Source organism: Bacillus sp. G402 (assembly GCF_051172515.1).
In the GTDB taxonomy this organism is placed as follows: Bacteria; Bacillota; Bacilli; order Bacillales; family Bacillaceae; genus Bacillus; species Bacillus altitudinis.
Map to the genome: position 1 here is coordinate 534,641 of NZ_JBPIZC010000001.1, position 18,293 is coordinate 552,933.

Below are 18,293 nucleotides of genomic sequence, written 5' to 3' on the forward strand. Positions count from 1 at the left end.
TACACGCTGAGAGCCTTTTCCATTTGGAAAGGCTCTTTTTACATTTGGTGAGACAAGACGACTTTTGCCATTAGCTCTGGCTCTCCGTTTGCAAATCCATGAAGTAAAATAAGATAGGCCCGCTTTGTTTGCAGGTGAACTTTCGGAATATCTAGCAGTACACTTTGAGTACCGGCAGCTTTTAATTCAAAGTGATACTTATTCGGAGAGAAGTGGTGGGTTTGGGTGCCGTTCACATATCCGAGTTCCTTTGATAACATGCCTTGATCTCGTTCATATATATCAATGAAAGGGAGGTCTGGTGACAGCTGGATAAACGTGAGTGCTGATAGCTCTTCTTGCTTAATCAGCGAGTCTTGCTTTTCTGTGAGCAGCGCAAAGCCGGTACGAGCTCCTGTGATACATAGCGTGTAAGTCTCGTTTCCATTAATCATCATACGAGAAGAAAGAATTCTTTCTTTTGTAGCCAGCTTGAATACTTCTATCTCATAAACACCCTCATCCCATTCCATATAAGCAGACAGCTGACCGTATGGTAGCTTTTTTTGGATTGGCTGCTGATTTACAAATACAGCAAGCTCACTTAAATCCGGTGCAGCGTGAAATAATCGAATAACAGCTTTGGAAATGGTGTTTCTCGGATGGTATGGGGGAAAGGTAGCTAATGGACGATATAGAAATTGATTCATCTCGTAGAGCTGCTGCACGTCTTTATCCCTTCTTTCTCTGCAATGTGTTTTTTGTAGCGTATGCAAGAAAGGGACGATCTGTATAGGCAAAAGAAACATAGAAAAAAGCCTGACACTTTTTGTCAGGCTCTCGTATTAAGAAGGAGATGAATATTGATGATATTCAGCCAACTTAATGAACGTTTTTTCATCCTCAATTAATCCGCAAACGCCGCACTGGACTTTGATTTTCGGTCCTTGATAGTTCATGTGAAAAGGAGAAAGCTGATCTCCTTCATATGTTTCGACAATCGCTCCAGTTGCTGGATCAAGTTTCACAGGTTCTGAATGCTGCTCGATGAGATTAAAACGCGTTCTGTTGGTTTTGCAGTTCGGACAAAGATATGGACTTGTCATGGTTCATTCCACCTTTTTATCCGTAGCATGTCCTCCACGCTAAAATCTATGCTTAATCCTTTTGACTTTTATCCAGCTTTTTAAATAATTTGATCATCGTTTTCAGTTCTTCATCATCAAATGATTCAAATCGTTCCATGAAGTATTCTGTTTTCTTTTTCTCAAAATGCTCAGTAATTTCCTTACCCTTATCGGTTAAGTGGATTTTGATGATGCGTCGATCCTCTTTTGAACGGATACGAGTGATCCAGCCTTTTTCTACAAGTGTGTCGGTTACAGCTGTAATATGGCTTGCTGATACACCGAGAATTGAAGCGAATTCCGTTACTTTTTTTGCGCCTTGTTCACGCAGCAGATTTAAAATGAGAAATTCATTCCGAGATAATTCGTTTTCAAGCAGGCTGTTAATTTCATAACGTATTTGCTTAAATACGGTTCTCAGTAAAGTATCCATTTCATACATCATTTGTTTTCTTTGTTCCAATCATTAAACCCCCATTATATTTTAAGATACGACAGAATGCTTTCTTTTGTTTTTAGGTATACAAGTCGTATCATTTTCATTATTTTTTATCATGTTATAATATGATGATACCATTTTTTAAATGAAGGGGGCACTAATATGTCTGAAAAACAAGAATTAGCCACATTTGCTGGAGGCTGTTTCTGGTGTATGGTTAAACCTTTTGATGAACAGCCAGGCATTATCAAAGTTGAATCAGGGTATACTGGCGGACATACAGTGAATCCAACCTATGAGGAAGTATGTACAAATACGACAGGACATAGAGAAGCCGTTCAAATTACCTTTGATCCAGACGTTTTTCCGTATGAGAAGCTATTAGAACTATATTGGCAGCAAATAGACCCAACAGATGATGGAGGACAATTTGGTGATAGAGGAGAGTCCTACCGTACAGGGATTTATGTCCACAATGAAAAACAAAGGCAACTTGCAGAAACATCAAAAGAGCAGCTGAGCCAAAGTGGAATTTTCCAAAAGCCAATCGTGACAGAAATTTTAGAGGCTAGTCCTTTTTATCCTGCTGAGGAATATCATCAGCATTATTATAAAAAGAACAAAATGCACTACGAACGATACCATGTCGGTTCGGGCAGAGCAGGTTTTATTCAATCTCATTGGAGTGATAAATAATGGCTAACGAAAAAGAGCAGCGCATCAAAGAATTAAACCGAATGCAGTATGAAGTGACACAAAATAATGGCACTGAGCCGCCATTTCAAAATGAATTTTGGGATCATAAGGAAGAGGGCATTTATGTAGATATCATTTCAGGCAAACCATTGTTTTCTTCTTTAGATAAATTTGATGCCCATTGCGGCTGGCCAAGTTTTACAAAACCGATTGAAGATCAAGAGGTAGAAGAGAAAGTAGATACGAGCCATGGCATGGTACGGACAGAAGTTCGCAGCAAGACGGCCGACTCTCACCTTGGTCATGTATTCCCTGACGGCCCAGGGCCAAACGGTCTTCGGTATTGTATTAATTCTGCCGCTTTAAAGTTTATCCCGAAGGATGATCTTGAAAAAGAAGGCTATGGTCATTTGAAACACATCTTTCAATAATTGATTTAAAAATCGTCACATGGAAGTCAGCTGCTTCCGTGTGACGATTTTTTTATTTTTTATGGTGTGTATGATGTAATTGTTCAATGATGTGAAACAGCTTCTCTTTTGTAATGAGCGGTGCTTCGTTTGATGTGTAATGGGTCAAATGGACTTTTTGAAAATGAGGGTGAAGATGTGGTCTTGGTAAAATGGCATAAAATTGTTCATGTTCAAATAGTGCATCTGCCTCGTGAGGGAATGTGAGTTCCTCGTGAAGTTTTTCTCCAGGTCTTTTTCCGACAACGAGAATATCAGGAGAAGGAACGTTGATCTGACCGGCATATTCATGAAATGCTTTCAATAGATCAGCCAGCTGTAATGACTCCATCTTGAGAATGAATGTTTCGCCGCCTTTCATCATAATAGCTGCTTCAAGTGTGAGGGATACAGCTTCTTCGATAGACATAAAAAAGCGTGTCATCTTAGGATCAGTTACAGTTAGAGGTTGTTCATTTAACAACTGTTGAAGCATGATGGGGATGACGGAACCCCTTGATCCAAGCACATTGCCAAACCGGACAGAGCAAAACCTCGTTTTCTGATTTGAAATACTTTCATTCGCTTGAAAAAACAATTTTTCTGAAATTAATTTTGTAGCTCCCATGGCATTTGTCGGAGAAACCGCTTTGTCGGTTGAAATGTTCACAACATGACTGACTTCATGTTCAAGTGCTGCTTCGATGACATGCTGTCCGCCGATGATGTTGGTTTGGACAGCTTCAAACGGATTATCTTCGCAGGTGGGTACTTGTTTGAGTGCAGCTGCATGGAAGATGATATCTACTCCTTTGACAAGCTGCCTGACGCGGCTTGCATCCCTCACATCTCCAAGTGCAAATACAACCTCTGGATTTGCCGCATATTCATTTTTCATCATGTATTGTTTACTGTCATCTTTACTAAAGACAATGACCTTTTTAGGAGAGCAGGCTGTTAATTTTTTCACAATCTGCCGGCCGATCGAACCCGTACCGCCTGTGACCAAGATGATTTTGTCACGAAAAAAGGTCTTCAAACTCGTTTCTATTTGTTTGGACATATCTAATCCCCCAACTCTCAATTCTCTACTTTGCATCATATGTGAAAGAGTGGAAGACGTTTGAGGAAAAGAACCACTTCATGCATAAATTAGGTGAACCAATTATAACCATCTGCTTGACGACTTAATAGAATATGTAGAGATAGAAGATTAAGTAGAATAGCGAGGCACCTGAAGACTTCAGTACGGCGATCAGTACGGCGATCAGTTCAGCTCTCAGAATGTATTCACTGATACTGAGCTGCGCGAGGGGAGAAGATCATACATGTATAGGGGAAATCGTATTTTAGCCATGATACCAGCTTTTAGCAGCAAGCAGGGGCATCATGCTGAACACATTCGCGTATTGGCGGAGCGGCCGCTAATCTATTGGACCATTCAGCCATTATTACAAATGATTGAATTAGATGAAGTCATCGTATCTTCAGAGGATGTGAATACTCAAATCATTTCGGCCCACTATGGAGCAAATGTGATTGAACTGCCAAGCACACATGTGACGGAACAAACACCTTCTTTAGTAGCTGTGAAGCACGCACTTGCTTATTTAGAACGAGAGGGAAAAACGTTTGATATTGTTTTGTATTTGCATCCAGCATCACCACTAAGGCAGACGGCAGATATTGAGAACTGCTTACAGCTTCTAGTAGAGGGAGGATATGATTGTGCTGCTTCTTTTACAGAGGCGTTAGAAAATCCAAATGAAACTTGGACACTTCATGACACCAATGAAGCCAGCCTGTATAAGGACAATCATTATTTTTTTGTACCAACTCAGGAGCACCCTTATACGTATGGGCGTTTAAATGGAGCTGTCTATGCGTTTCATGTTCCATATGCAAAAGAATGCATTCATTCCTTTTTAGAAGGATCTGTTGGTGCATATATGATGGATCATGCGCAATCGCTTGTTGTGAAAAGTGAGGAAGATCGGAAAAAGGCAGAGAAGATTTTATTGGCTCGACAAGATGCAGAAGGAACGGCATAAGATGATGGCAATTAGAAAAAGCGCCCGGTCATAGGGCGCTTTTGACTATTTCATAAAGTCTGTAAGGCAGCGTATCAAATGTGTTCCAGCGAACGACTTGCTCGTAATTGTTCTCTGCAACCGATTGTCTTTGTTGAGGGTTTTTTACATAGTGCTCGACCTGTTTAATCAAATCGTTTTCATGTGTGTAAAAAGCGAAGCTTGAAAATGCCTGTGACGGTTGTAGATCTGTCAACTGAAAGCCTCCGCTTGAAGCGATATCAAATGCTCTGTTGTTGAGACTCATATTTTGAACATTGGCTTTGTTTTGATTATAGGCAAATTGCGCGGGCCTGTGCGGATTCAGAACAATGGCTGATGTTTGATAGATGTCTGCCATCTGCTCGGGACTCAGCCAGTGGGTCATCAGTGAGAGATCACGATATCGTTTGCGTGATTTATTCAACACGCGATGCCACTCTTTTCCTGCTACGAGAATGCGCCATTTGTTTTGATGTAAGAGTGTATTGATGGCTTTGATACGGTTTGGATAAGGGTAGCCAATGAGTGCAATGTCATAAATGCACGATTCATGTGGTGATTCTTTTTTCTGAAATACGTGTGTATTGGTTGGAATGGGAAAGTAGTGCGCGTGATCAGCGCCCATTTGTTTGTAAAATGACAAAGCACCTTCGTCAATCGTTAAGATCAGCTGTGCATCACTTACGCATGCAGCTGACACATCTATATAAAAAGGGTCTTCTGTCATCCACAGTACAACGGGGATCTTTTCTTGTTTGAATTGATGAAGCAGTTCTGTTGGAATATGGTCACCGATCATCATGAAAACAAAATCCGGAGAAAATGTCCGGATTTTGTGCATATGAGCGGGTAGAGTTTCCCTTTCCACCTTGATGCATGAAAAGGGGGAATCAATGAAGCTATCTTCTATCCATTGATCGAACATCCGATAGATTCCACCGTAGCCAGAGCTGATATAAAGAAGCTTCATGATGGCCCTCTCACATTAAGATGTGAACGTAACACTTTCTACTTTATCTACATCTAATAGAGTCGTTGCAGAGCCTGTAGGTGTCACAGAGCTTTCTTGTGTGACGAAAACAACACCTGTTGAAGCATCGAATGATACGAATTGAACGGGTCCGATTAAGTCACCTGAGTCCATGACAATGCTAATGACTGTTCCAGGTGCAAGTCTTGCGAAAATCCATCTTGCTGGTTGAGATACGTCGAGTGTTGTAGCAGAATCTGAAGGTGATGCTTCAGCAGCTACCTCACTAAATAAATCGTTCAATTTTTCTTCCACTTGAACTCCTCCTTCTTCGAGATTAACTGTTAACGCATGACTAAGCGGTTTGAAAAACAGCTTTAATAGCTCTTTTTTTAATTCGGCACGCTTTTCGCTCATGTTTTCCCCATCCTTTCTTCATCCATTCAAACACACCACTATGTATATGCCGTTCTCTTTTTTTGGTATAAGCAGAATGCTCATTCCTTGTTCTTTTTTTCATTTAATGACTTCACACATTTTTGAAAAATGTTTTCAAATGCTGATGCTAAATGAAGTGATCCTCATACTCTAGTAAAGATCAAACGAGAAGAAAGAGGGAATCTGAATGGAATTTGAACAACTATTAAATGGCTGGAACGAAGAATTACTAGAAACAGAAGGAATACTTGAAGTTGTGTTGATAATACTTCTTCTTCATCTTTTAGAGGAAAGTGAGGAAGGGAATGCGTCAGAGATTAAAGAATTGCTGCGCCCGTGGCTTGAGCTCGGCATTCCGCTGCCGCGTGTTCATTTAGTCAATGGAGATGTGCTGCAAAACGTGGTTGTCGTACAATTGTTTGACTCAGTAGCAGTCTTTAAAAATGCGACAAATCAGCTAAGAGTAAGTGTTCCTTATGTGAACATTGTCAGCTGGGGGGCTTTTTAATCTATTTAAAAAAGGATAATGGTCATGAAAGTATCAGTGATATTAACAAGCTACAACAAACCTGATTTCATTGAACGTGTGCTAAAGAGTGTGGTAGAACAAACGTATCAGCATTGGGAGCTTTTGATCATGGATGATGGCTCTGAACAAGAAACGATCCAAAAGATGCAGCCTTATTTAGTGGATAAGCGCATTCAATTGTATTCTCATCAAATTCATCCTGCAAACCGGCTGAAGACTGTACGTTATGCAACGCTAATTAATGAAGCATTAACACGTATAACAGGTGAGCTGGTTTGTTATGTAACTGATGATACAGTCTACAGAAAAGATCGTTTAGAGAAAATGGTCGAGGTTTTTCAATCGAAGCCTCACATAGATATCGTCTATTCCTCGCAGCGTGTCGTGCATGTGAATCAGCATTTGGTGGAAACGGCGAGCTTCGTTCGAGAAGCAGATCAAGTGTTGGAGCATGCATCCTTTCAAGTCGACCATTGCTCTGTTATGCATAGAAGCCGGCTGCTTTCGCTTATTCATGAAAAATACGGACAATACTGGGCCGACGAACCAAAACATTGGCATCATGCTGACTCTGTGTTTTGGATGAGACTGAATCATTTTGCTGCGTTCTTTCCATTACAAGAAGTACTAGATACCACATATAAAACGCCACAATCATTCCATCATATGTTTGCGAGTATGCCCTACGATTTAATTGACGGAGCTGTGATTGAAAGAGAAGGCGATTATTATCAAATCGCTCACGGATATCTTCATCGCATTGACAAGCGTTGGGTGAATGAAAAGAACAGGCGTGCAATTCGTGTTCCTTCCTTATGTACGATGAAATATGAAATGAACGAGCCGCTGACAGTCCCGAATTATACAGTCGTCACCGCAGATAACGGCAGAACATTTTATTATATTGAACATCAGACAAAAAGACGGTTTGCTTCAAGACGTGATGTGCAATATTTTCAGTTTCATCAAAAGGAGATATACACGGTCACAAAACAGCAGCTGGAGACGTTTAAGGATGGCAAGATCATTCAAGTATCTCCTATATTCAGCCCGCCAAATAGACGGCTGTTTAAATGGAAACAAGATGTCTATTTATTTGTGCATGATACCTTTTGCCGAATTGTCCCTGAGGTAGTGAAAATATTTGCGTTTTACCATCAGCCAATCAAACTACAACCTTCTCAGTTTACATTTTTTCAAGAAGGAAAGCCAATTGTGCCGCTGTATATGGAGTCACTTCAGGAATTTGACTTGTCTCTTTATCAAACGTCAGGGCGAAAGCACTCCTCCTAAGAGGGGTGCTTTTTTAGAATTGACGAAAAAAGCAGGAGATCGACAGGAAAAAGCGAAACGTGAAAAGGATAGGGGAACACGTTGAACATCATCAAGCCGCTGAAAATTGGGCAATACAGTGCCGGATTTTCGGCATAGAAAGTGAGGGGGAAATAGTGGGGAAGGTTGTCGAAAGAGCGGATTGGTTTGAATTAATTTTAGAAGCCATCGATGAAGCGATTCACGTTGTAGACGATCAAGGGGTCACCATCTTTTATAATCATAATGCAGCGAAGTTCGACTGTTTAGCGAAAGAAGAGGTGATTGGCAAGTACATACTGGATGTGTATCCTTCATTAACTGAAAAGACAAGTACACTCATGCATGTACTTAGAACAGGAAAACCCATTTATCATTCGTTGCAAACCTATTTGAATAAAAATGGAGAAAAAATTGAGACCGTCAACACCACACTGCCCATTATGGAAGGCAGCAAGTTAATTGGGGCGGTAGAAGTAGCGAAGGATGTGTCGAAGCTGTCGGCGCTTTCGAATCGTTTAGATCAAAAAAAACGAACGGATGGTGCCGCAGAGACCACTCAAATGCTCGATTTTTCTTCATTTTTAACAAATGATCCACACTTAAAAGAGATGCTGGAGAAAGCGAAAAAAGCTGCTGCATATCCTTCATCGGTTATGGTCTTCGGGGAAACTGGGACAGGAAAAGAGGTACTCGTACAAGCGATTGTTCATGCATCTGATCGGAAAGATCAAGTCTTTATCCCGCAAAACTGCGCTGCTCTTCCAGAATCGCTGCTTGAAAGTCTTTTATTCGGGTCTGTCAAAGGAAGTTATACGGGCGCAATAGATCGCAAGGGGCTGTTTGAGTTAGCAGATGGCGGTACGCTTTTTCTTGATGAGCTGCAAGCGATGCCGCTTACGCTTCAAACAAAATTACTGCGTGTGTTAGAGGATGGTGTTGTCCGCCGGATAGGTGATGCAAAGGCGGTTCAAGTAAATGTCAGAGTGATTACTGCCCTCAATATCGACCCATTTGAAGCCGTTAAAAAACAAATGTTAAGAGAAGACTTATTTTATAGACTGCATGTGTCATCATTTCATATCCCGCCGCTTCGCACAAGGAAGCATGATATCCAGCTGTTATCCCGCCACTTTATTCAAACGTATCATCAGCAATTTTCTAAAAACGTCAACCGCCTTTCTGAAGAAACCGTCCAAGTATTTATGGCCCATCAGTGGCCAGGGAATGTCAGAGAATTAAAACATACGATCGAGCATGCCGTCTTGATGATGCCAAAGGAAGCAGAAGAAATCACCCCAGCATATCTCCCTGCCCATTTGCGGACGCATCAGATAGAAAGTCATCCGCCAGAGTCCTCATTAAAAAGTCAAGTGACGTCATTTGAACAAACGCTGATTCAAGAAGCTTTAAGACAGCACGCAGGGAATATTAAGCAAACGGCAGCCGCTTTAAAAATTCCTCGACAAACATTGCAGTATAAACTAAAAAAATATACAGATGCCGAAAAGTAGGCACTTCAAACATGTGAATGTGACGGAAAAGCTCCTTTTGTAAAGAATAGGGGCATTTTCCCATGTTGGCACATAACTTGCATAGTATAAAGTGAATGCTGATAGGGGGAATGGATATGAATCAAAAACTGTATCAACCTGCGCGACATTGGAAGGACATCGAACTTTGGAAGGACGTACCCGAGGAAAAGTGGAACGACTGGATTTGGCAGCTGACGCATACGGTCAAAACGCTAGAAGATTTAGAAAAAGTCGTGAACTTAACAGAAGAGGAAAAAGAAGGGGTGAAGATTTCCACGAAAACCATTCCACTCAACATAACACCCTACTATGCCTCACTGATGAATCCAGACGATCCAAGATGTCCAATTCGTATGCAGTCTGTACCGATTGCAGAAGAGCTTCATAAAACAAAATATGACCTCGAAGATCCGCTCCATGAAGATGAGGATTCACCTGTTCCAGGTTTAACGCACCGCTACCCAGATCGTGTGCTGTTTCTTGTCACAAATCAGTGCTCCATGTACTGCCGCTATTGTACGAGAAGGCGTTTTTCTGGTCAGATCGGGATGGGTGTGCCGAAAAAGCAATTAGATGCCGCCATTGGATATATTAGAGAAACCCCTGAAGTGCGGGATGTGTTAATTTCAGGCGGTGACGGGCTGTTAATTAATGATCAAGTGCTTGAATACATTTTGAAAAACTTACGAGACATTCCTCACGTTGAAATCATTCGAATTGGAACACGTGCACCGGTCGTGTTTCCGCAGCGAATTACAGATGAATTGTGTGAGATTTTAAAAAAATATCATCCTGTTTGGCTGAACACTCACTTTAATACAAGCATTGAAATCACAAAAGAAGCGAAAGAAGCGTGTGAGCGCCTTGTCAATGCTGGCGTCCCTGTTGGTAATCAGGCGGTGATCCTAGCAGGAATTAACGACAGTGTTCCAATTATGAAGAAGCTGATGCATGATCTCGTCATGATTCGCGTCAGACCTTATTATATTTATCAATGTGATTTATCTGAGGGGATCGGCCACTTTAGAACACCGGTTTCAAAAGGCCTTGAAATCATTGAAGGCTTAAGAGGACATACGAGTGGTTATGCCGTGCCAAGCTTTGTTGTAGATGCACCAGGCGGAGGAGGTAAGATCACCTTACAGCCAAATTATTTATTATCTCAAAGCCCAGAGAAAGTGGTCCTGCGTAACTTTGAAGGTGTGATCACCTCTTATCCGGAGCCAGAACATTACGTCGCAGGCCAAGCAGATGCGTATTTTAATGAAATCTATGAAGAAAAGAAAGAACCCGCCATTGGCATAACTGCTCTATTTGAGGATGAAGCAAGATCCTTTACGCCTGAAAATTTAAGCCGAATGAAACGAAGAGAGTCTTATGAAACGAATCCTGAACATGATACGCTCAAAAACAAACGTGAAAAACGAGATGAATTAAAAGAGAAGAAATATCAAGCCCAGCTCAAAAAAGAACAAACCGTAAAGGAGGAGAAATAAAGTTGCTGACATGTGATTGGTGTGAGGAGAAGAAAGCGAACGCAGGACAGACCACAGTCTATTGGGAACTCATCACGGGCACACAATCGATTGAGATTTTGGAAACGCCTTCGATTTCTTGCACGCATTGCGGGATGACGTATCAGAAGGATGAGACAGTAAAAGAGATAGAAGATCAATTAATTTTAGTCGATCAAACAAAACTTCCAGAAAAAATCTCATATGCAGAATTAATGAGCATGGAGCGGTTATTAAAGCGTAATTACTTTGATTTTTCTTCATAAGTTGTACCTCCGCCTATACAAGTCATCAAATTCCTGTATAATATAACAACAAAATAGAGTGTCGCGGAGGGAAAAACAGGTGAAGTCGTTTTACCATTATTTAATGAAGTACAGACATCCAAAACCGAAGGATGAAATCAGTCATTTTGCAAATGCTGCTTATGAAGATCACAGCTTTCCTAAAGCATCCACTGATTATCATGAGCTATGTGCCTATTTAGAGTTAAATGGGGACTATTTAAGCTCCATGACGACATTTGATGAGGCTTTTGAGCAATACGAAGTAGAAGTCAAAAAAAAATAACACACACAACCGCTTGTTCCGTATGGAAGAAGCGGTTTTTTCATGAAGAAATAAAATGGCGTTTTGCATGGTGTGGTTGCCCATGCAGAATTCCTTGCGCCGGCATACGATACGTTAAGACCAAAAGTCGGGCAAGGGGGAGACAGAATGAAGGCGAAAGCACCAAAATATAAAGTAGGGGATATTGTCGTCGTTGTCATGTACGGCACAGTTGGAACGATAACAAAAGTCCATCAAATTGACCAACATTATCTATATGAGGTCAATCATAATGAGGTGCTTTATTTTGAAACATCACTCCAGCTTTACGATGAGTACGACGGGGTGATTGTAGATACAGAAAAGCTGGACATTGAATATGAGTTCCTCATTGGCGATGTTGTATATGTAAAGGATTACGGGAAAGAGCTATTTAAAATCATTGGCCATCGGACTGAGATATGGCGCTACCTTGAAGATGGCTGGGAAGATGTCATTTATGAACTGACAAGGTTAAAAGACGGAGAATGGCTGGAAACAGAAGAAGAAGACTTGACGCTTGTCCTAAGAAAATATGAGATGGATCAGTTTGTTCATCAGCTTCTTTTTGTGCATTACGTTGGAGAAACCTCAAAAGAAATAGAGGAAGATATGGTGCAAACCGCTCTATTACAGTTAGAAGAGAAACAAGAAAGCGAAGCATCACTAGAATTTCTCGCTGTATCTATAGTGGATGAGCTTCTTGATATTTACAATGATTATAAAATTCTCTATGAATTTTTCAAAGACCCAGAATATAAGGATATGATGGACTTTATTTTGGAAAGTTTAAACGAGCATTTTGGTTAAAAGAAGACTTGTCCTAACACGAATAAAAAGTAAGGAACACAGAAAAAAGCAATCACATAAAACCATCCCCTCAAGATACGGCCCATCACCTGATCAAAAGTATGTCCATCTAAAATGCTTAACCATTTCATTGCCTCATGCCCCTTTTCTTTTCGTTTACTGCATTTATATGTATGGAATGAGCCATTATGACAAACTGTAATAAAAATAAGGCAGCGTTCATACATCATAAAAAAGGAGGCGGAAAGCAATGAAAGAAGCAGATTTGGTGATTGATACAGAGGAAATTGCAGAATTCTTCTACACGGAGCTGGTCAAAAGAGGGTACATACCATCTGAGCTGGAAACGTTTGAGCTTGCCGATATTACATTTGAATATATGCTGAGGAAAGCAATGATAGTTGAAGAAGAGGCGTGGTAGGCACTATACTTTGAAGAGATTCTGAGTAGAAAGGGAGGGGAATTGTTTCGCGTGTATGTCATCATTTTTTTCCTTTTGTTTGGCGCCATCGCAGCGCTTATGGTGTCTGGCATGTTCCAGGAGTTGGACAACCAGATCATCTTATCGTTTGAAAACATCAGACTTCCTTTTTTAAATGATGTCATGCTGACTTTGACTGACTTTGGTATCAGTGCGCTGCTTGTCCCAATCATGCTCATCTTTAGCGTGGTGCTGTTTATGTATAAACGCTACCACTCTATTATGCTGCTTTTTCTACTATATATAGCAGAAAAAACGGTCAATCATGAACTGAAAGGACTGTTTGCTAGAGAGCGTCCAGGCTTTGATCATCTAGTGAATGAGACCTATTACAGCTTTCCGAGCGGACATTCTATGAATGCAGCAACGATCTATCCATTTATCGCCTATCTATTCATTGAAATGGTTCCGTGGCTGAAAAAGAGACAAAAAGCAGTCTACATGGTGACAGGGTGCTATGTGCTGATGATCGGCATCAGCAGGATGTATATCGGTGTGCATTATGTCACTGATGTAGCAGGGGGCTTTGCGATAGGACTAGCTTTATTTCTCATATGTAAAAAGATTGACGAAAAATTGTCCGTCATTCGACAAAAATAGAAGAAGGAAATTCATAGATCCCAGCCAATTTTATATAAAAGGGGAGGGATTTGAATGCAATTGACGTTGAGATTTTTTCAAAAGAAACCTTCAGCTTATCACTTAACCATTTATCAAACACCTGAATATGGTGCAGAAAGCGGACATCAGCCTGTGTACCGGACAAAGATTGGCGGCAGGACACACCTTGATGTACTGGAAAAAGCATTCTCGACATTTAATGTACAAGATACAGTCCCTAATGATTACAATGCACGGTTTATCACAACAGGGGATATCGTTGTGATTGATGACCAGAAAAAAGGGAAGTGCTACTACCAGCTCTTTCCGGCAGGATGGAAACGCAGTGAACGCCTAATGACGATGAGTTAAATATAAACGACGATGCCAGCTTTACTTTCAGCTGGTATTTTCTTTTTTGATCTCAATCGTTTATAATAAATGGGACTAAACACATGTTAAACGTAAGTGGAGGCTAAAAAATGAGTGTACATATTGGAGCAGAAAAAGGACAAATTGCAGAAACGGTATTGCTTCCGGGCGATCCGCTTCGTGCGAAATATATTGCAGATACATATTTAGAAGATGTTGTGTGCTATAACGAAGTGCGCGGCATGTATGGTTATACTGGAACATATAAAGGAAAACGCATTTCTGTACAAGGTACTGGAATGGGCGTACCGTCTATTTCGATCTATGTGAATGAGCTGATCCAAAGCTATGATGTTCAAAACTTAATCCGTGTTGGTTCTTGCGGAGCGATCAAAAAAGATGTCAATGTACGTGACGTCATCTTAGCTCAAACATCATCAACAGATTCTCAAATGAACCGTGTGGCATTTGGACCGATTGATTACGCACCATGTGCTGATTTTGGTTTACTGAAAAAAGCCTACGACACAGCAGAAGTGAAAAATGTAGCTGTGCGTGTTGGGAATGTATTTACAGCAGACCAGTTTTATAATGAAAAACCACTTGAGCTGATGGATCAATATGGAATTCTAGCGATCGAAATGGAGACAACGGCTCTTTATACGCTTGCTGCAAAATTTGGCAGAAAAGCGTTGTCGATTCTGACAGTGAGCGATCATGTGCTAACAGGAGAAGAAACAACTGCTGAAGAGCGTCAAACGACATTTGACGAAATGATCTTAATTGCACTAGATTCTGTTTTATAATAGTATAAAGGGTGTGCTACGATGTAGCGCATCTTTATTTTTTTAGTAGAGCAAAAGGAAGGTATGTCATGAAGAAAAGCTATAAAATACTCTCAATCGCATCGATTCTTGGTTTGACGGCCGCATTATCAGGCTGCCAGTTGCTGGATCAGAAAAGCGGTACCACTGAATCTAACAAAACAAACGAACAAAAGAACGCAGCAAGTTCATCACCCCAGCAAAACTCAAACGATACGGCAGATTCATCTAATCAAGAGCTGACGTTAAAGAGTGAATATTTCAATGACATCAAGGTAGTGAGCGGACTGAAGACCATTCAAAACCCTGAAAATGTGCTTGCTTTAGTGAACAAAGAATATGCACTGCCAGGAACCTATAAACCTTCTGATCTCGTTGTACCAAAAGTGGAATTCTCTTTTTCAGAGGATATTGAAAAACGATATATTCGAAAAGAAGCAGCGGAGGCACTTGCGAAGTTATTCAAAGGTGCTAAAAAGGAAAACTTTGAGCTTGCTGCAGTATCGGGCTATCGTTCCTATGATCGTCAAAAGGTCATTTTTGATAGTGAAGTGAAACTAAAAGGGAAAGAAAAAGCCCAAGAAGCCGTAGCCTTACCAGGCGAAAGTGAACATCAAACAGGTTTAGCTATGGATATTTCCTCAAAAAGTGCCGGCTTTGAAATCTCTGAAAAATTTGGTGAAACACCTGATGGTAAATGGGTAGCCAAAAACGCTTATAAATATGGCTTTATCATCCGTTATCCAAAAGGGAAAGAAGACATCACGAAATATGAATATGAGCCGTGGCACTTGCGCTATGTAGGGAAAGAAGCTGCAAAAGCGATGCACGATCATGATTTAACATTCGAAGAGTATATGAACAAAGTGAAGAAAATATAAACAAATAAAAGGCCTCCCGAAGCTGGGAGGCCTTCTTTTATACGCCGTTTTAAAAAAAGAGCAAACCTGCTAATGCGAAGCCGGTAATAAAACCGAGACCGATGCCATAAGCTGGACCCCAGCCATAATAGCCTCCGTAATAGCCTCCGTAATAACCTCCGTAATAGCCAAAGCCTAAGCCCCTGCGGGACCCGCCGACTGGACGGATATAAACTTTGCGGTTTGACACCCGCTCAATACGTCCAACATGTACTCTGCCATTTCGATCAGTAATTCTAGCTACTTTCCCCATATGCTGCTGACAAAGTTTATAGTAGCGCTCCATGTTTTTCCTCCTTATGACAAACTCTTTTCACTCTTATCCTATGCGAAAGACTTCATAGAGTTTGGACAAAACATATAGGAGATTCGCTCATTTTATACTGTACATTCAAATACAAGGTGACTCAGATGTTCTCGGTGTGTTTGAATCAGGTCATAGTGTGTCTGTAATGTATCATAAAGAGAAGGTGGTATTTGATCTGATAATTCCATTTCGGTCGGCTCTTCCTGCACCATGTGCTCATCAAATGAGAGAATCTGAATGTCACGGAATCCTGCGGACGCTAACTGTTTTTTCCATTCAGGAAATGAAAAGAGGGAGTGAAACCCATAAAACTCCCGAATGGTTGCCTGTTCTTTTGAGGGGAGCGGCACTTTTAACACAGCCTCATTTGCGATCAATTGTTTTCCAGGAGCAAGCACCCGTTTGATCTCAGCAAGCGCAGCAGGTAAATGGGTAAAGCTTAAAACAGATTCACTGATCAGTAGAGAGAACGAGTCATCCGCAAATGGCAGGTGTTCGATCGATGCTTGCTGTGCACGGAAAGGTAGTTGTTCCCGCTCGAATCGCAGATTGGCTTTTTCAATCATCAAAGGGTGTGTATCAATCGCCTCTACTTCATAACCTAAATGTCCTAGATAGGCGGCTGTTTGTCCTGTGCCGCATCCAACATCCAGTATACGATCGTCAGACGCCAAGTGAAGATGCTCAATCATCGTTTTTGTTAGCTCAATTCCGCCAGGATGGGCACCTGATACACCAAAATAGGCAAGCATTTCTACATAGTCACTCATGGGATCCCTTCTTTCTTTATCATGTTTCTCTCTAAAGATTATGCATTGCAGGGCGAAATGGCTTATCTTTTCAAATAGAAGTTTGATCCTTTGGTTGACGGATGAAGAATCGTCCTTGATAATAATGAAAGGAGATAAAGGTGGTGTTTTTTTGAAAAAACAATTCAAGTTCGTGATAGCCATTCTGGTAACAGCAGCGCTTTCCTCAGCGATTACATTTGTGATCACAAAACAAGGTGCTGTCAGCGTTTCAGGAGATGAGAAGTTTAGTAAACTCATGGCTGCATATACGAAGGTAAAAAACGAGTATTACGAAAAAACGGATGATCAAAAACTAGTAGACGGTGCGATTCAAGGAATGATTGCATCACTTGATGATCCATACTCTACATATATGGATCAGGAGGAAGCCGAAGGGTTTAACAACACCATTTCATCTTCATTTGAAGGAATTGGTGCACAAGTAGAAGAGAAGGATGGACAAATTTTAATTGTCGCACCGATTAAAGGCTCTCCTGCTGAAAAAGCTGGTTTGAAACCTCATGATCGTATTTTAAAAGTGGATAGTAAAAGTACAAAAGGTATGTCAGTGAATAAAGCCGTTTCTCTTATCAGAGGGAAAAAAGGAACGGATGTCAAACTGCATTTGAACCGACAAGGTGTTGGAAATGTGGATGTCACGATCACAAGAGATACGATTCCACTTGAAACGGTGTATGCAAAACTAACAAAAGATAAAATAGGCGAAATCCAAATCACGTCTTTTGCTGAAACGACGTCTAAAGAGTTAGATAAAGCGATTGATGACCTCGAGAAAAAAGGGGCAAAAGGTTTTGTCATTGATCTGAGAGATAATCCAGGCGGCATTATGACAGAAGCAATTGAAATGAGCAATGACTTTATCGATAAAGGAAAAGTCATTATGCAGGTTGAGGAAAAAGGAAAGAAACAAGTGTACAAAGCGGAAAAAGAACGCAAAGTTCATCAGCCGACAGTTGTTCTTGTAAACGGCGGTTCAGCGAGTGCTGCTGAAATCATGGCGGCAGCTCTGCACCAATCCTCTAGCATTCAACTGGTTGGAGAAAAGACATTTGGTAAAGGGACTGTTCAGAATGCGCAAAGCTACAATGATGGTTCTAGTGTGAAATTAACCATTGCCAAGTGGCTGACACCAGACGGGTCTTGGATTCACAAAAAAGGAATTGAGCCACAGGTGAAAGCATCTCTGCCGAGTTATGCGAAGCTGCCATACTTAAGTCCGAAAAAGACGTATCAACTGAATGATGATGGAGATGAAGTCAAAGCGGCTCAAAAAATGTTCCAAGCGCTTGGCTACAAAGCAAAAGCCAATGGAGAATATGATCAAGCATTCCAGTCGATCGTGAAAAGGTTCCAATCAGATCACGATCTAAAGGCTGATGGTATTCTGACAGGGGACACAACGACGGTACTGATGACAAACATCCAAGATAAGCTCAAGAAAAATGACACGCAAATGAAAAAAGCCATTGAAGTGTTGAAAAAAGAAATGAAATAGAAAAAGCAGTCCTCATCAGGGGACT

At 40.9% G+C, this 18,293-nt stretch carries 25 protein-coding genes; 16 read left to right on the forward strand and 9 right to left on the reverse strand.

Going from position 1 to position 18,293, the window contains the following annotated elements; genetic code table 11:
* Positions 1–38 precede the first annotated feature (38 nt).
* From ACSBQP_RS02940 to ACSBQP_RS02950, 3 genes are all read right to left on the reverse strand, one after another.
* Entirely contained in the window at positions 39–707 is a 669-nt protein-coding gene (locus tag ACSBQP_RS02940) for a DUF4397 domain-containing protein (RefSeq protein ID WP_024718557.1), read from the reverse strand.
* Between the two features lie 117 nt (positions 708–824).
* Complete coding sequence (locus ACSBQP_RS02945; RefSeq protein WP_008346413.1) at positions 825–1,085, reverse strand: hypothetical protein; 261 nt, start codon at positions 1,083–1,085, stop codon at positions 825–827.
* Positions 1,086–1,137: 52 nt separating this feature from the next.
* On the reverse strand, positions 1,138–1,569 hold the full coding sequence (locus tag ACSBQP_RS02950; protein WP_007500780.1) for a MarR family transcriptional regulator: 432 nt from the start codon (positions 1,567–1,569) through the stop codon (positions 1,138–1,140).
* Positions 1,570–1,707: 138 nt separating this feature from the next.
* On the opposite strand from ACSBQP_RS02950, the gene msrA reads away from it, so the two are divergent.
* Positions 1,708–2,241 carry a peptide-methionine (S)-S-oxide reductase MsrA gene (gene msrA, locus ACSBQP_RS02955; RefSeq protein ID WP_035391726.1) on the forward strand — a complete coding sequence of 178 codons (534 nt, stop codon included), beginning with the start codon at positions 1,708–1,710 and terminating at the stop codon, positions 2,239–2,241.
* Entirely contained in the window at positions 2,241–2,672 is a 432-nt protein-coding gene (gene msrB, locus ACSBQP_RS02960) for a peptide-methionine (R)-S-oxide reductase MsrB (RefSeq protein WP_007500777.1), read from the forward strand. The genes msrA and msrB overlap by 1 nt, the downstream gene beginning before the upstream one ends.
* A 52-nt stretch (positions 2,673–2,724) precedes the next feature.
* Here msrB and ACSBQP_RS02965 read toward each other — a convergent pair whose 3' ends face one another.
* Positions 2,725–3,753, reverse strand: coding sequence for an SDR family NAD(P)-dependent oxidoreductase (locus ACSBQP_RS02965; protein ID WP_035703287.1), 1,029 nt, complete (start codon positions 3,751–3,753; stop codon positions 2,725–2,727).
* A gap of 265 nt (positions 3,754–4,018) precedes the next feature.
* Here ACSBQP_RS02965 and ACSBQP_RS02970 point away from each other — a divergent pair, with 265 nt between their 5' ends.
* Positions 4,019–4,741, forward strand: a complete 723-nt coding sequence (locus ACSBQP_RS02970) for a cytidylyltransferase domain-containing protein (RefSeq protein ID WP_008346422.1) — start codon at positions 4,019–4,021, stop codon at positions 4,739–4,741.
* 28 nt (positions 4,742–4,769) lie between these two features.
* On the opposite strand, the gene ACSBQP_RS02975 is transcribed toward ACSBQP_RS02970, so the two are convergent.
* Together ACSBQP_RS02975 and ACSBQP_RS02980 are read right to left on the reverse strand one after the other, a co-directional pair.
* Positions 4,770–5,564: a CgeB family protein gene (locus ACSBQP_RS02975; RefSeq protein ID WP_255233830.1), complete on the reverse strand. Its 795-nt coding sequence runs from the start codon at positions 5,562–5,564 to the stop codon at positions 4,770–4,772.
* 183 nt (positions 5,565–5,747) lie between these two features.
* On the reverse strand, positions 5,748–6,149 hold the full coding sequence (locus tag ACSBQP_RS02980) for a hypothetical protein (protein WP_007500770.1): 402 nt from the start codon (positions 6,147–6,149) through the stop codon (positions 5,748–5,750).
* Between the two features lie 208 nt (positions 6,150–6,357).
* On the opposite strand from ACSBQP_RS02980, the gene cgeC reads away from it, so the two are divergent.
* The 7 genes from cgeC to ACSBQP_RS03015 all read left to right on the forward strand — a co-directional run bounded on the left by cgeC (position 6,358) and on the right by ACSBQP_RS03015 (position 12,457).
* On the forward strand, positions 6,358–6,678 hold the full coding sequence (gene cgeC, locus ACSBQP_RS02985) for a spore maturation protein CgeC (protein WP_050827307.1): 321 nt from the start codon (positions 6,358–6,360) through the stop codon (positions 6,676–6,678).
* 18 nt (positions 6,679–6,696) lie between these two features.
* The gene (locus tag ACSBQP_RS02990) at positions 6,697–7,992 is read left to right on the forward strand and encodes a glycosyltransferase family 2 protein (protein WP_050827306.1); all 1,296 of its coding nucleotides are present in this window, start codon (positions 6,697–6,699) and stop codon (positions 7,990–7,992) included.
* A 155-nt stretch (positions 7,993–8,147) separates the two neighbouring features.
* On the forward strand, positions 8,148–9,524 hold the full coding sequence (locus ACSBQP_RS02995) for a sigma-54 interaction domain-containing protein (RefSeq protein ID WP_024718563.1): 1,377 nt from the start codon (positions 8,148–8,150) through the stop codon (positions 9,522–9,524).
* A 116-nt stretch (positions 9,525–9,640) separates the two neighbouring features.
* Positions 9,641–11,041 carry a lysine 2,3-aminomutase gene (gene ablA, locus ACSBQP_RS03000; RefSeq protein WP_008346434.1) on the forward strand — a complete coding sequence of 467 codons (1,401 nt, stop codon included), beginning with the start codon at positions 9,641–9,643 and terminating at the stop codon, positions 11,039–11,041.
* Positions 11,042–11,043: 2 nt separating this feature from the next.
* Positions 11,044–11,325 carry a YokU family protein gene (locus tag ACSBQP_RS03005; RefSeq protein WP_025207505.1) on the forward strand — a complete coding sequence of 94 codons (282 nt, stop codon included), beginning with the start codon at positions 11,044–11,046 and terminating at the stop codon, positions 11,323–11,325.
* A gap of 79 nt (positions 11,326–11,404) precedes the next feature.
* On the forward strand, positions 11,405–11,629 hold the full coding sequence (locus ACSBQP_RS03010; protein ID WP_003215834.1) for a YozE family protein: 225 nt from the start codon (positions 11,405–11,407) through the stop codon (positions 11,627–11,629).
* Positions 11,630–11,776: 147 nt separating this feature from the next.
* The gene (locus tag ACSBQP_RS03015) at positions 11,777–12,457 is read left to right on the forward strand and encodes a hypothetical protein (protein ID WP_008346441.1); all 681 of its coding nucleotides are present in this window, start codon (positions 11,777–11,779) and stop codon (positions 12,455–12,457) included.
* Here ACSBQP_RS03015 and ACSBQP_RS03020 read toward each other — a convergent pair.
* Positions 12,454–12,588 carry a hypothetical protein gene (locus tag ACSBQP_RS03020; protein ID WP_017359686.1) on the reverse strand — a complete coding sequence of 45 codons (135 nt, stop codon included), beginning with the start codon at positions 12,586–12,588 and terminating at the stop codon, positions 12,454–12,456. The genes ACSBQP_RS03015 and ACSBQP_RS03020 overlap by 4 nt on opposite strands.
* Before the next feature lie 119 nt (positions 12,589–12,707).
* Here ACSBQP_RS03020 and ACSBQP_RS03025 point away from each other — a divergent pair, with 119 nt between their 5' ends.
* From ACSBQP_RS03025 to ACSBQP_RS03045, 5 genes are all read left to right on the forward strand, one after another.
* Entirely contained in the window at positions 12,708–12,878 is a 171-nt protein-coding gene (locus tag ACSBQP_RS03025; protein ID WP_017359685.1) for a YozD family protein, read from the forward strand.
* A 51-nt stretch (positions 12,879–12,929) separates the two neighbouring features.
* Complete coding sequence (locus ACSBQP_RS03030; RefSeq protein ID WP_116307313.1) at positions 12,930–13,538, forward strand: phosphatase PAP2 family protein; 609 nt, start codon at positions 12,930–12,932, stop codon at positions 13,536–13,538.
* A gap of 54 nt (positions 13,539–13,592) precedes the next feature.
* Positions 13,593–13,910 carry a YodL domain-containing protein gene (locus ACSBQP_RS03035; protein WP_007500756.1) on the forward strand — a complete coding sequence of 106 codons (318 nt, stop codon included), beginning with the start codon at positions 13,593–13,595 and terminating at the stop codon, positions 13,908–13,910.
* A gap of 110 nt (positions 13,911–14,020) precedes the next feature.
* The gene (deoD, locus tag ACSBQP_RS03040; RefSeq protein ID WP_060781124.1) at positions 14,021–14,716 is read left to right on the forward strand and encodes a purine-nucleoside phosphorylase; all 696 of its coding nucleotides are present in this window, start codon (positions 14,021–14,023) and stop codon (positions 14,714–14,716) included.
* Positions 14,717–14,784: 68 nt separating this feature from the next.
* The gene (locus tag ACSBQP_RS03045; protein ID WP_017367458.1) at positions 14,785–15,615 is read left to right on the forward strand and encodes a M15 family metallopeptidase; all 831 of its coding nucleotides are present in this window, start codon (positions 14,785–14,787) and stop codon (positions 15,613–15,615) included.
* A gap of 49 nt (positions 15,616–15,664) precedes the next feature.
* Here ACSBQP_RS03045 and ACSBQP_RS03050 read toward each other — a convergent pair whose 3' ends face one another.
* Both ACSBQP_RS03050 and ACSBQP_RS03055 read right to left on the reverse strand, forming a co-directional pair.
* Positions 15,665–15,940 (reverse strand): hypothetical protein, encoded by a 276-nt coding sequence (locus tag ACSBQP_RS03050; protein ID WP_435028179.1) that lies wholly within the window; start codon positions 15,938–15,940, stop codon positions 15,665–15,667.
* Positions 15,941–16,032: 92 nt separating this feature from the next.
* Positions 16,033–16,731, reverse strand: a complete 699-nt coding sequence (locus tag ACSBQP_RS03055) for a class I SAM-dependent methyltransferase (RefSeq protein ID WP_113747249.1) — start codon at positions 16,729–16,731, stop codon at positions 16,033–16,035.
* Between the two features lie 151 nt (positions 16,732–16,882).
* Between ACSBQP_RS03055 and ACSBQP_RS03060 the strand changes: the two genes are divergently transcribed.
* Positions 16,883–18,268, forward strand: a complete 1,386-nt coding sequence (locus ACSBQP_RS03060; protein ID WP_057079421.1) for a S41 family peptidase — start codon at positions 16,883–16,885, stop codon at positions 18,266–18,268.
* The last annotated feature ends 25 nt before the right edge of the window (positions 18,269–18,293 follow it).

Excerpts from the sequence above, each read along its gene's own strand:
- ACSBQP_RS03045 (WP_017367458.1), top strand. The coding sequence starts at position 14,785 with ATGAAGAAAAGCTATAAAATACTCTCAATCGCATCGATTCTTGGTTTG.
- cgeC (WP_050827307.1), top strand. The coding sequence starts at position 6,358 with ATGGAATTTGAACAACTATTAAATGGCTGGAACGAAGAATTACTAGAA.
- ACSBQP_RS02990 (WP_050827306.1), top strand. The coding sequence starts at position 6,697 with ATGGTCATGAAAGTATCAGTGATATTAACAAGCTACAACAAACCTGAT.
- deoD (WP_060781124.1), top strand. The coding sequence starts at position 14,021 with ATGAGTGTACATATTGGAGCAGAAAAAGGACAAATTGCAGAAACGGTA.
- ACSBQP_RS03015 (WP_008346441.1), top strand. The coding sequence starts at position 11,777 with ATGAAGGCGAAAGCACCAAAATATAAAGTAGGGGATATTGTCGTCGTT.
- msrB (WP_007500777.1), top strand. The coding sequence starts at position 2,241 with ATGGCTAACGAAAAAGAGCAGCGCATCAAAGAATTAAACCGAATGCAG.
- ablA (WP_008346434.1), top strand. The coding sequence starts at position 9,641 with ATGAATCAAAAACTGTATCAACCTGCGCGACATTGGAAGGACATCGAA.
- msrA (WP_035391726.1), top strand. The coding sequence starts at position 1,708 with ATGTCTGAAAAACAAGAATTAGCCACATTTGCTGGAGGCTGTTTCTGG.
- ACSBQP_RS03020 (WP_017359686.1), bottom strand. The coding sequence starts at position 12,588 with ATGAAATGGTTAAGCATTTTAGATGGACATACTTTTGATCAGGTGATG.
- ACSBQP_RS03055 (WP_113747249.1), bottom strand. The coding sequence starts at position 16,731 with ATGAGTGACTATGTAGAAATGCTTGCCTATTTTGGTGTATCAGGTGCC.
- ACSBQP_RS03035 (WP_007500756.1), top strand. The coding sequence starts at position 13,593 with ATGCAATTGACGTTGAGATTTTTTCAAAAGAAACCTTCAGCTTATCAC.
- ACSBQP_RS02975 (WP_255233830.1), bottom strand. The coding sequence starts at position 5,564 with ATGATGATCGGTGACCATATTCCAACAGAACTGCTTCATCAATTCAAA.
- ACSBQP_RS03050 (WP_435028179.1), bottom strand. The coding sequence starts at position 15,940 with ATGGAGCGCTACTATAAACTTTGTCAGCAGCATATGGGGAAAGTAGCT.
- ACSBQP_RS02980 (WP_007500770.1), bottom strand. The coding sequence starts at position 6,149 with ATGAGCGAAAAGCGTGCCGAATTAAAAAAAGAGCTATTAAAGCTGTTT.
- ACSBQP_RS02945 (WP_008346413.1), bottom strand. The coding sequence starts at position 1,085 with ATGACAAGTCCATATCTTTGTCCGAACTGCAAAACCAACAGAACGCGT.
- ACSBQP_RS02965 (WP_035703287.1), bottom strand. The coding sequence starts at position 3,753 with ATGTCCAAACAAATAGAAACGAGTTTGAAGACCTTTTTTCGTGACAAA.
- ACSBQP_RS02970 (WP_008346422.1), top strand. The coding sequence starts at position 4,019 with ATGTATAGGGGAAATCGTATTTTAGCCATGATACCAGCTTTTAGCAGC.
- ACSBQP_RS03025 (WP_017359685.1), top strand. The coding sequence starts at position 12,708 with ATGAAAGAAGCAGATTTGGTGATTGATACAGAGGAAATTGCAGAATTC.